At 67.7% G+C, this 12105-nt stretch carries 8 protein-coding genes; 7 read left to right on the top strand and 1 reads right to left on the bottom strand.

The features are described 5' to 3' along the window. Window positions 1–2: 2 nt before the first annotated feature. The 5 genes from EV192_RS49395 to EV192_RS49375 are packed head-to-tail and all read left to right on the top strand — an operon-like array spanning window position 3 to window position 4961. Entirely contained in the window at window positions 3–1046 is a 1044-nt protein-coding gene (locus EV192_RS49395) for an LLM class flavin-dependent oxidoreductase (protein ID WP_132125759.1), read from the top strand. After that, window positions 1046–2197 (top strand): nucleotide disphospho-sugar-binding domain-containing protein, encoded by a 1152-nt coding sequence (locus EV192_RS49390; protein ID WP_132125758.1) that lies wholly within the window; start codon window positions 1046–1048, stop codon window positions 2195–2197. The genes EV192_RS49395 and EV192_RS49390 overlap by 1 nt, the downstream gene beginning before the upstream one ends. Before the next feature lies 1 nt (window position 2198). Beyond that, the gene (locus EV192_RS49385) at window positions 2199–3431 is read left to right on the top strand and encodes a nucleotide disphospho-sugar-binding domain-containing protein (protein WP_132125757.1); all 1233 of its coding nucleotides are present in this window, start codon (window positions 2199–2201) and stop codon (window positions 3429–3431) included. Further along, window positions 3428–4216, top strand: a complete 789-nt coding sequence (locus EV192_RS49380) for a class I SAM-dependent methyltransferase (protein WP_132125756.1) — start codon at window positions 3428–3430, stop codon at window positions 4214–4216. The genes EV192_RS49385 and EV192_RS49380 overlap by 4 nt, the downstream gene beginning before the upstream one ends. 1 nt (window position 4217) lies before the next feature. Beyond that, complete coding sequence (locus tag EV192_RS49375; RefSeq protein ID WP_132125755.1) at window positions 4218–4961, top strand: class I SAM-dependent DNA methyltransferase; 744 nt, start codon at window positions 4218–4220, stop codon at window positions 4959–4961. Between the two features lie 417 nt (window positions 4962–5378). Here the strand turns inward: EV192_RS49375 and EV192_RS49370 are convergent, their stop codons facing one another. After that, entirely contained in the window at window positions 5379–6518 is a 1140-nt protein-coding gene (locus EV192_RS49370; RefSeq protein ID WP_132125754.1) for an MFS transporter, read from the bottom strand. A gap of 113 nt (window positions 6519–6631) precedes the next feature. On the opposite strand from EV192_RS49370, the gene EV192_RS49365 reads away from it, so the two are divergent. Next, complete coding sequence (locus EV192_RS49365; protein WP_132125753.1) at window positions 6632–7168, top strand: DUF4352 domain-containing protein; 537 nt, start codon at window positions 6632–6634, stop codon at window positions 7166–7168. Window positions 7169–7182: 14 nt separating this feature from the next. Continuing rightward, complete coding sequence (locus EV192_RS49360; protein WP_132125752.1) at window positions 7183–12096, top strand: cupredoxin domain-containing protein; 4914 nt, start codon at window positions 7183–7185, stop codon at window positions 12094–12096. The last annotated feature ends 9 nt before the right edge of the window (window positions 12097–12105 follow it).

Here is a 12105-nt window from a genome sequence, read left to right as displayed (position 1 = left end):
CCGTGCGATTCCACTGGAGCCTGTCTTCGGTCGGCGACCCGATGCGCCGGGCGAACGCCGCCGCCACCACCAGCGGCCTGCCGGACCTCTCGGCGCACAAGGAGTTCGCGTGCCGTGCCGAGGAGTGCGGGATCGAGTCGCTGTTGGTGGCGTTCGGCTTCTCCAGGCCGGATCCGATCACGTGGGCGGCCGCGTTGGGCGCGGTGACGAGCACGGTGAAGTTCCTGGTCGCGGTCCGGTCCGGGATCATGTCGCCGACGTACTTCGTGCAGCAGGTGAACACGTTGTCCGCGTTGACCGACGGCCGGGTGTGCGTGAACGCGGTCGCCGGCCGGGCACCGGAGGAACAGCGGTTCTACGGCGATCACCTCCCGCACGACCAGCGGTACGAGCGGACCGACGAGTTCTGGACGATCTGCCACGCGCTGTGGCGCGACGACGGCCCGGTGACCTTCACCGGCCGGTACTACCAGGTCGAGGACGCCCTTCTGCGGACTCCGTTCGTGTCCCGCGACCGGCCCGAGATCTATCTGGGCGGCAGCTCCGACCAGGCGGTCGCGTTGGCCGTCAAGCACGCGGACTGCATGTTCACGCTGCCGGACACGCCGTCCCGGCTGGCGTCCCGGATCCAGCCGCTGCTGGCCGGCGGCACCGAGGTCGGGCTGCTCGTGTCGTTGATCTGCCGGCCGACCCACGACGAGGCGGTGGCCGCCGCGTACCGGCTCATCCATGTGGCCGGCGAAAGCGCGACAGCGGTGCACGAGTCAGCGCGGCGCCGCACGGACTCGGTGGGGTTCGGCGGCATGTACGACGCGGCGATCCGGGAGTCCCACTGGCCGACCCCGTACCTGTGGACCGGCGCCGTCCCGTACCTGGGCGCGCCGAGCATCGCCCTGGTGGGGTCGCCCGAGGAGATCGTCGCCGCGTTGGCGCAGTACGCGGCCATCGGGGTGACCCAGGTGCTGTTCATGGGATACCCCGATCTGGAGCAGATGACGTTCTTCGGTGCGGAGATCCTGCCGAGAGTCCGGTTGGGAGTGTCGTGATGCGGATCCTGTTCATCGCCGTGGCGACCCCGCCGCACGTGTACCCGCTCGTGCCGCTCGCGTGGGCCTGCCGGCTGGCCGGGCACGAGGTCCGGTTCGTGACCGCCGGCTCGGTGTCGGCGGTGGTCACGCAGACCGGGCTGCCGGCGACCAAGATCCGCAGCAGCCCGGTGTTCAGCGCCGAGGAACGGGACGCGCTGGTGCGGTCGGTGTACTCGCAGCCACCGTGGCCACGGGACTACGGCGTCAACCGGCACCTGCTCGACTCCGACCAGCGCGGGCTGCTGACCTGGCTGGGCCGGTACATGATCGAGGCGTCCGAGTCGCTCGCCGACGGCCTGGTCGAGTTCACCAAGGTGTGGCGGCCGGACTTGGTCGTGCACGACGCCGTGACGTACGCGGGCGCCGTCGCCGCCGCGGTCGTCGATGTGCCCGCGGTACGGCATCTGTTCGGGTCGGCGTCGTACCCTCGCCTCGAACTGACGCCGCCTGACCCGTTGCCCGAGTACGTCCAGCTGTTCACCCGGTTCGGTGTGCCGCCGACGACGTCGGCCGCGATGATCGTCGACCCGACACCGCCGAGCATGCGGCAGACGGCTGAGTCGCCGCGGCTGGACATGCGCTACATCCCGTACAACGGCGCCGGTGCCGTGCCGGACTGGGCGCACGCGCCCCAGGAACGGCCGCGCGTCCTCGTCACTTGGGGGCACACGAACGCCGAGTCACTGGGGGGCGCCGCCGCCGACCCGTTCTCCGACACCATGGAAGTCGCCGCCGAACTCGGCATGGAAGTCGTCGTCCTGACGGACACGCCGTTGCAGTACGTGCTGCCGCACTGCGACCTCATCGTGCAACAAGGCGGCGACGGCACCACGTTGACCGCCGCCACCTTCGGCGTGCCCCAGCTGATGATCTCCAGGAAACCCGACGCCGAGCTGGCGCCCGCACGGCTCGCCGCGGTGGGCGCCGGGATCCACCTCAAGTACCAGAACCTCCGCGACGACCCGGACAGCCGCGCGGTCGTCCGCGAAGCCATGGTGAAGCTGTGTGAGGACTCCTCCTACCGCGACGCGGCCGCCCGGCTGCGTGCCGAGATCAGCGCCCAACCGTCGCCCGCCGAGGTCGTGGCCGGGCTGGAAGCGTTGGTGTGACATGCGCGTCCTGGTGACGTCCAACAACGCCCGGCAACACCTCTACCCGATGGTCCCGCTGGCCTGGGCCTGTCGCGCCGCCGGCCACTCGGTGCAGGTGGCCGCGGCCCCGGGGATGGCCGGCGCCATGCGGGAGGTCGGACTGCCAGCGGTCGTCGTCGGGAAGGACGTGCCGCCACCGGCCGTGACAGTCAAAGGCCTCACCGCGCGGTTCCACAGCCACGCGCGGTTCCCGGCCGACTGGCCGATGGTCATGCACCTGCTCACCGACGACCAACGAGACCTCCTGGAACACCTGGGGCGTAACGCGGCCCGCGGCGCCAGGGCGATCGTCGACGACCTGGTGGCGTACGCGCGGGAATGGCGTCCGGACATCGTGGTGTACGACGTGGCCGGCTTCGCGGGCGCGGTCACCGCCGCCGCCTTGGGCGTACCCGGCGTACGGCACCTCACCGGGTACGGCCTGCGTCCGATGGAGAACCGGCCACTCCCGTCGCCGTCACCCGAACCGCTGCCCGAGTACGCGGACCTGTTCCGGCGCTTCGGCGTGCCGGTCGTCGCGCCGGCGCTCACCATCGACCCGTCCCCGCCGAGCCTGCGGATCGCGGTGCCGGAACCGTGGCGGGAAATGCGGTACGTGCCGTACAACGGCCCCGGCGAAGTCCCCGCCTGGCTGCCGGAGTGGCTTCGGATGTCGCACCGGCGGGTGTGCGTGACCTGGGGGTACGGCGTGGTCCGGACCTTGCTGGCGTTGGGTCCCGCCGCGCTGGACCCGTTGCGGGACACGCTCGACGCGTTGGGCGGCATGGACCTGGACATCGTCCTGGCGACCACACGGGAGCAGCTCGACCTGCTCGGCGAGCTGCCGCCGAACATCCGCCGCGCGGTTTCCGTGCCGCTGCAGTACCTTCTGCCGTACTGCGACCTGATCGTCCATCAGGCCGGTGACGGCACGGCGCTGACCGCGGCCGCGTTGGGGGTTCCCCAGTTAGCGATCACTAACAAGCCGGACCAGGCGCTCACGTCCGACCGGCTCGCCGCCGTCGGCGCCGGCCTGCACCTGCGTTACCAAGACCTGCGGGACGACCGGGCCCGCCAGGACGTGATCAGGTCCGCGGCGGACAAACTCCTGTCCGCGGGCCGGCACCGGCAGGCGGCCCGCCGCCTGCGCCACCAGATCGAACAACAGCCCACCCCGGCTGACGTCGTCCCTGCCCTGGAGGCCGTCGCATGAAGTACCGCACCTCGGTGTTCGAACCGTTGCATGCCAGCCTGTTCGGGCCGTTGCACGCGACCTACTACGACCAGTTCCACCAAGGAAAGAACTACCGGGCCGAAGTGGACCAGATGCGGGGCGTGTTCCGCCGGGAAGGGCCGGTCGCGTCCGTACTGGACCTGGGCTGCGGCACCGGCCGGCACATGGAGGCGCTCGCCGCGTCGGGCTACGACGTGGTGGGAGTGGACCGTTCACCCGCGATGGCCGCGCTCGCCCGTTCCCGTCTCGCGGACTTTCCCGCGAAGGCCGCGGTGGTCGAAGCCGACCTGTTCGAACTCGCCATGGACCGGACGTTCGACGCGGTGATCATGATGTTCTCACTGATCGGCTACCAGGTCACCAACCAGCGTGTAAGGTCCACATTGGACGCACTGCGCCGCCAGGTCCGGCCGGGCGGCCTGGTGCTGTTCGACGTGATGGACGCGGCGGCGGTCCTGGCCGACTCCAAACAGGAGAGCGGGATCGGCCGGTTCATGGACGGCGACAAACAGATGCTCGTCGCCCACTCCACAGTGGTCAACCCGGTGGAGCAGGTGATCGAACTCGGACTGCGGATGTGGGAGATCGCCGGCGACGAAGTAGTCGACCAAGTCGACGAGAAGCACATCATCCGGTACTTCCAACCCCGCGAAGTGTCCCTGTTGCTGCAGGTGGCCGGCCTGGAGATGATCGGCTCGGCCCCCCTCGCGGCCCAGAACACCGGGCCGGCCTGGTCCCGCCTGGTGTGGGCGCGGAGGGCCTGAGATGCAGACGGAGATCTTCGGCTCACTGCACGCCAGATGGTACGACCGCTGGCACGCGCGAAAAGACTACCAGTCCGAAGTGGACCAACTGGACGAGGTCTTCAGCCAGTACGGCCCGGTCGCCTCGGTCCTCGACCTGGGCTGCGGCACCGCCCGACACCTGGCCCTGCTGGCCACCCTCGGCTACGCGGTGACCGGAGTGGACCGTTCCCCGGCCATGGTGGCGCTGGCCCGCGACCGGATCCCGTCGGTGGTGCAGGCCGACCTGATGGACGTCCGGCTGAACCGCGAGTTCGACGCGGTCATCATGATGTTCTCGGTCCTCGGCTACCTGGGAACCACGGGAGAACTGTTGGGCGCCTTGGGAACCGCGCGCAGACACCTGCGGCCGGGCGGACTGCTCGTGGTGGACATATTGGACGGCAGCGCGGTGCTGTCGAACGGGCCCATGGGTGGGTTCACCGCTATGACCGACGGGCCGCAGACCCTGCTGCGGGCGACAACGGGGCGTGTGCACACAGAGGAGCAGATCTATGAGATGGGCGTGAAGTTGTGGCTCATCTCGGGGGACCGGTTGGTGGAGGAGGATGCGGAGACCCACTCACTGCGGTTCTTCCTGCCTCGGGAACTGGACTTGATTCTGGAGTTGGCCGGGTTCGAGATGATCGACTCCGCTCCGGTGGGAGGTGGACAACCAGGGCCGGCTCGGGAATGGAGCCGGTTGGTGTGGGCCCGGCGGACTTGACTTGGGCTTTCGCCTGGTTGCCTTGGGTGCTTTCCGCTGGAGGGGATGGTTCGCGCTGCGGGATGGGTGCTTTCCGCTGGAGGGGATGGTTCGCGCTGCGGGATGGGTGCTTTCCGTTGGAGGGGCTGGTTCGCGCTGCCGGATGGGTTCTTCGCGCTGGGTTTGCTTCCTGCTTCGCGCTGTTTGCCCTCGCCGGGCGGCAGATCACCAAGAGGGGGCCCGGGTTGGGTTTTGTTGGTGGTTGGGGCGTGTTCCCTCCCGCATGACCTGCCAAAGGAAATCACGGGCGTCAAGGGATCGTGTTGATCTCGGGGCTGGCCCCTGATTTCAGGTCCCTTGACACCCGTGATTTGGCTGGCTGTCATACGGGAGGGAACACTTTGCCGGCCCTATAGTGCGCTGCGCGCTTCCCGCTCATCAACCGGTTTCGGTGTGGGCTCGGGCTGTTTTGAAGAGGGGGATGGTCGCTGCTGTTGCTACCAGGCCTGCTGTGCCGGCTAGGACGAAGACTGTGCTGGGGGTGAAGAGGCCGGTGAGAAGTGCTCCTAGGCCCAGGGATGCTATGCCCGCTGTTCTCGTCATTCCGTTCAGCATTGCCTGTACTCGGCCCATCAGGTGGTCTGGGGTTCTGAGGATGACCAGGGTGGCGGCTGTCACGCCCATGACTCCCGCTGCGGCTCCGGCGAGGACGAACAGGGCGAAGACTCCCGCCAGTGAGGGGCTCAGGCCTGCTGCCGCGATGGCCGTTGTCATGGCTACCGAGGCCAGGGGGAGGGTTCTCAGGATTCTGCTGGTTGTGTCCAGTTTGGCGGCGAGGAGCATGCCGAGGAGGCTTCCTGCCACGAAGGTTGTGGAGAGTAGGCCGTAGGCCGTTGCCGAGGCTTGGAAGGTGTCACGGACCAGGAAGACTTCGGCCACGTTCACGGTTTCGCCGACGAGTATCAGCAGCAGTTGCAGGCCCGTGCTGGCGGCTAGGGGGCGGTCGGTGAACAGGATTGAGACGCTGTCCCTTGAGTGGTTTTGGGGGTGGGGGCGGCGGCGGGCTTTGATGGTCAGGCCGGTCAGGGCCAGGGCGAGGAAGGTCGCCGCGTCCACAAGCAACGGCAGTTGGGTGTCCACACCCGCCAGTAGGCCGCCGAGGGCTGGGCCGGACAGGACGGCTGCTGTGTTCGCGCTTTGTTGCAGGCTGTTGGCTCGGGCTACTTTGTCCGACATGTGCCGGATCAGGGCGCCGAAGGTGGGGCCGGTGATGGCTGAGCCGATCGCGTTCACCGTCACCAGGGCCAGGACTGTGGCTGGGTGGGACGCGAAGGCCAGGGTCGCGCATGTGACTGCCTGACCGACACTGCTTGTCACGATCAGTGTCCGGCTGTCGTAGCGGTCCACCAGTGTTCCGATGAGTGGGGCGAGCAGCACCATGGGCATGGTGCCGGCGGCGAGCAGGGCCGCCACCGCCCAGCCGCCGTGGTCGTGCAACCGCAACATCAGCGCTACCAGGGCGATCTCGTTGCCCAGCGTCGATATCGCGCGCGCGAACGCCGTGAGATAAAGGTCCATATGGCCCTACTTAGGGGAGTTACCCCTCCTAGGGGGTTCCGGCCATTCCGTGAAACCAACGAGCCGTGAAAAACTTTCATTCCGTCGATATAATACCTGAAAGACCACCCTGCATGTTGCGAAAAGTCGGTATCACAGTTGTGCTTTTGGTGGCCAGCGCGGTCGCCTTCTTCGGCGTGCGCTCGTACTTCACCGGCACAATTGACAAACCGGCGGCCGAGACCCGTGTCTCGGCTACCCTGAGTGGCCTCACCGCGTCGGTCGGCTCGGCCGACTGGGTCATGATGGATCACGACATGTCAAGCACGGCACCGGGTTACCAGATGCCGCCGGCGATGATGCCCGGTATGCCTGCTGCCGGCGAGCAGCGTCTCGAAGTGCTCGTCACGGTGGTCAACACGACGAGTGACACCCGCCCGCTCAGGCCGGGCAAGGAATTCCAGTTGCGAACCGAGTCGAGCGATCCGCCGCTCGCTCCTCATTCCGACACGTTCGGCGAGCTCCCCAGGCTCGCGCCAGGCAGTGCGGTGAGCGGTGTGCTCTATTTCGACCTTCCGCCCCATTCACCATCGTGGCTCGAATGGACTCACGAAGGCATGACGGCTCGTCTTGCGATAGGCGTGGCACCCCCGCATTCGAACCACGGCTGAAAGGAGCAGACGTCATGCACTGGTCTGAAAACGACCGGTCCAGCGTCTCATGGGGATTAGAACGCGGTGTCGTGCTCACAGTATTGCTGGCCATCACAGTGACGCTGTTCAGGCACGTCACCGCCCTGTCGGACTTGGTCCCAGTGGCGAGGGACGCCATCATGACGGTGCCAGCCGCCGCCGCAGCGGTGTGGCTGGCAGCGCGTGCCAGACAGATCCTTGGGGTCACGTCGAAACTGGTGACCGCCGCGATCGTCTCGCTGGCACTGACCTTGTTGCTCGTTCCCCTCGAGTTGCTTTTCCCCACGGGCAGCAGCGTGCTCGTCGCGCAGCCGGTCGTGCTGGTCACGACCTTGCTGGTGATGAGTTTCGCCCTCCCCGCGGCCGGGCAGCCCGCACGTGGCCTGTTCGCCCGGCTGCTGACCCTGGTCGCTGTCACGCTGCTGGCCACGATGCAGGTCAACGCCCTGCCGCAGGCAGCGGCGGACACCGGCGGGACGGACGCCACGGGCGGCTGTGCGACGGCACCGAAACGCACGTACAACGTGCAGGCCATCAACCTCGACATCACGATCAACCGGTTCGGCGACCACGATCCGTTCGGATTCATGTACGCGTTGACGGACAAGGTCGCCGAGATCCGCGCGCAGGAAGCGGCGTTGAAGGCCAACGCCGCGGCCGGCTCGGACGGCAGCGGTGCCAAGGTGTCCAGCGGCCTGCGCCAGGACCCGATCCAGCCGCTCGTCCTGCGTGGCCGGCTCGGTGAGTGCGTGGTGGTCAACCTGGCGAACAAGTTGACCGACCCCCCGCATGGCGGCCCCGGTTTCGGGGACGTTCCCATCTCCACGCAACCCGGGGGCGTGCCGTCCGTGTCGGTCGACATGGCAGGCGTGACCTACGACCCGGCCGCCGGTGGGCAGGCGGTCGGCAACAACCCGACAGGTGTGATGGTTCCGCCAGGTGGCACGCACACCTACCAGTACTACCTCGACCCGTTGCTGGGCGAGGGCGCGCACGTGTTCCACAGTGGCGGCGACTCCAACCAGCTGACCGCGCACGGCCTGTTCGGCACGCTGGTGGCCGAGCCGTCCGGATCCACCTGGCTGGACCCCGAAACCGGCGCGGACCGGACGAACGACTCGAAGTTCAACAGCTTCTCGGCGATCATCAAGCCGGGCAGCGGCGTGACCTTCCGTGAGTTCGTGATCATGTACCACGAGATCGGCGACGAGCAGTTCGCCGTGCGGCGACCGGCCCGTGAGGACGGCGGCGACACGAACTGTTTCGACGACCCGGACGGCCTCGGCTCACCGTTGCCCATGCGGGACGAAGGCGGCGTCAACAACTGCGGTACGGACACCGAGAGCTACCGACCCGGCTCGCGTGCCCTGAACTACCGCAGCGAGCCGTTCTTCCGTCGCCAGGAACTGCTTGTGCAGACCCAAGGCGCGGACGACACGACCCTGCCGGCGAGCGAGTCGCTGATCTACGGCTCCTACATGAACGGTGACCCGGCCACGCCGATTCCCAGGTCGTACCTGGGTGAGCCGACCAAGACACGGTTGGTGCACGCCGGGTGGGAGCAGTTGCACGTGCACCACCTGCACGGCGGCGGCGACCGGTGGCCGATGAACCCGGCCGCGGCTCCCGGCAACTTCGGGACCGGCCTGCAGAAGAACCCGCCGGTCAACCCGCAGTCGATCAACCTGGACTCGCAGACGGTCGGCCCGTCGGAGTCCTACACGCTGCAACACGAGTGCAGCGCGGGCGGTTGCCAGCAGGCTCCAGGGGACTTCCTGTACCACTGCCACATCGCGCATCACTACATCGCCGGGATGTGGGGCATCTGGCGGGTCTTCGACACCAGGCAGAGCGACCTGGCCGTGATTCCGGGCCGGACCGCCCCGCCGACCGCCGTGACCTCCCAGGGTCTGATCGGCAAGACCGTCGAGGGCAAGACGGTGGTGGCCAAGGCCAATCTCACCAACCCATCCACCCAGGTCGCGCTCGAGGACCTGGTGGAGAGCGAGATCCCGCCACCGGGCGTGCCGGCCGACAAGACCGACGCGACTGTGCTGGACTGGACCAAGGGAGGTACCGCGGCATCCCCGCTGTACCTGAACGAACCGGACGACACCGCGGCATGGGTGAACTACGCGTCGCCGACGCCGGGGCAGCGAAATCCGATCAAGTTCAACCCGCTGAACGGCAGACCCGCGTACCCGATGCTGCAACCACATCTGGGTGCCCGGCCACCGTTCGCGCCGAACGGCCACTCCGGCGCGCCCTATCTGGGCAACACGGCGTCGCCCACCAGACCGGACGGGCTGTGCCCGGCGAACGCGCCGGTGAAGACGTACAACATCACCGCGATCAGCACGCCGATCAGGGAAACCCAGCGGGAGACCGACCAGAACGGCGAGATCTACGTCCTCAACCAGGACAAGAACGCCGTGCTGTCCGGCCAGAAGGCCGCCGACCCGCTGGTGATCCGGTCGAACGTCGGTGACTGTGTGGCCATCACGTTCTCCAGCGAGCTGAACCCGGCCGTCCAGCAGAAGGTCAACATGCACACGCACTTCGTGCAGTTCGACCCGCAAGGCTCGGACGGCGTCATCACCGGGTTCAACTACGAGACGTCGGTCTACGCCAACCAGCGCACGCCGAGCACGCTCAGTTCGGTGAGCGGCAACAAGATCACCGTGTCGAGTGCCGCGGGGCTGCGTCCGGGCATCTCGGTCGCGGTGGGTGCCGGGCGGGCGAACATCGAGATCCGCAAGATCACCGCGATCTCGGGTACCACGCTGACCCTGGACAGCGCACTCGGCCAGTCGCACGCCGCCAGCGAGCCGGTGTCGGTCGAGTACGTCCAGTACCGCTGGTACTCCGATGTGGACAGTGGCACGGTGTTCTGGCACGACCACGTCCAGGGCATCCAGTCCTGGGGTCACGGCCTGTTCGCCGCGCACATCATCGAGCCGAAGGGGTCGACGTACCACGACCCGAAGACCGGCGCGCTCATCCAAAGTGGAACGATGGCCGACATCTACACCACCTCGCCGGTGGGCGCCAATGTCAGCAGCGACTTCCGCGAGTACATGGTGTTCCTCGGGAACGGTCGACGAGGGCGGCCCGAGCTGGCCAACCCGGCTCTCGGGCGTCTGGACCGCAACGCCGGCCAGGAGTGCGAAGAGGGCGCGATCAACCTCAGAGCGGCACCGCTCGGCGAACGAAGTTCGGCCACCGACCAGAGACAGGAGTTCAACGGAACCCTGTGTCGCAACGCGACAAGCAGCGCACAGGACCCGAACGGCAACAACACGGCCGCGGCCACTGTGACCACAGTGGACCCGTACGTGTTCTCGTCGGCCAAGTACGGTGATCCGGGCACGCCGTTGTTGCGCGCGTACGCCGGTGACCCCGTTGTGATCCGGACGATCGGTGTCAACGACCGCGTCGAGGGCCTGCGCCTCCAAGGGCACAGGTTCGCCAAGGAACGGTTCAACGCGGACGCCGAGCTGATGGACGCCAGCACCACCGGCATCTCCGAACGGTTCGACTACGTTCTGGACGGCGGCGCGGGCGGACCGGGCCACTTCCCCGGCGACTACCTGTACTACAGCACCCGCAACTTCGCCTTCGAGTCCGGGGCGTGGGGCATCTTCCGGGTGCACGACAGGCTGCAGTCGGACCTGAAGCCGTTGCCCGACCGCACGTCCCCGGCCAGCGGCACGGGATTCCCGATCGTCCGACCGAACTCCGGCACCCCGCCACCGGCCAGCCAGGCCGGCGTGGTGTCCAATTCGGGCAGTCCCTGCGCGGTGAACGCACCGACGCGTGACTACGACGTGACGGTGTTCAACAAGGCGCTGCCCACGGCTCCGAACGCGGACCAGGACGGCATCGTCTACGCCCTCACATCGGACGTGTCCGCCATCAAGTCCGGCGCCAAGGCCGTGGAACCGTTGGTACTGCGGGCGAACCAGGGCGACTGTCTGCGCGTCACGGTCCGCAACCAGATCGCGGCGGGGTCGAAGTACGGCGGTGCCAGAGCCGGGTTCGACCTCGGGAAGCTGCCTTACAACCCGCAGACCCAAGGCGGCGGTGCGGTCGGCCTCAACCCGGACACCACGGTGGCCGCCGGGCAGACGATCCAGTATCGCTTCACCGCGGACAAGAACCTGGGCACGGCGATCTTCCAGAACCTGGGCAGCATGGCGTCGATGCGCCATGGCGCCTACGGCCTGGTGGTCGTCGAGCCGAACGGGTCGAGTTGGTTCAACAGCCTCGACGGTAGGCCGTTGACCGCGACCAACACGTCCACCCAGGCGATCATCCGCGCGTCGTCGGGCAACTTCCGGGAGTTCGCGCTCACCATGGGCACGACCGACCAGCAGTACGCCCGGAGCATCTTCCCGTACCAGGACGTGGTCGCGGGTACCGGGGTGAACAGCCAGTTCCCCGGTGACCCACCCGTGGCGACGCTCGGGTACAACCAGATCAACTACACCAGCGCACCGCTGACCACCAGGCTGTCCGGGACGTCCCCGGACTACGGCAAGGCGTTCAGCTCAGCGAAGTACGGCGAGCCGGCCACTCCCGTGCTCGAGACGTTCGCGGGCGACCCGGTGGTGTTCCGGGTCGGGATCGGCGCGTCCGACCAGTTCCACACGTTCACCGTCAGCGGGCACATGTTCCCGCAGGACCCGAACCTGTGGAACGGCACGACGGACAAACGGTCCCAGCTGTTGACGTCGAAGTCGCTGACCGCGGCTGAGTCCCTGGATGTCGAGCTCGTCGGTGGCGCCGGCCCGTACTGCGGCGACTACCTGTACGGCGACGCCCGGCAGCCGTTCACCGAAGCCGGCCTGTGGGGCGTTCTCCGAGTGCTCCCGGGCGGAACGACGGCACTGGCCGCGATCCAGTAAAGGAAGGTG

The sequence above is a fragment of the Actinocrispum wychmicini genome (assembly GCF_004345645.1).
GTDB lineage: Bacteria > Actinomycetota > Actinomycetes > Mycobacteriales > Pseudonocardiaceae > Kibdelosporangium > Kibdelosporangium wychmicini.
The sequence above is the reverse complement of the archived record's forward strand: the minus strand, read 5'-3'. Positions and strand labels throughout refer to the sequence as shown.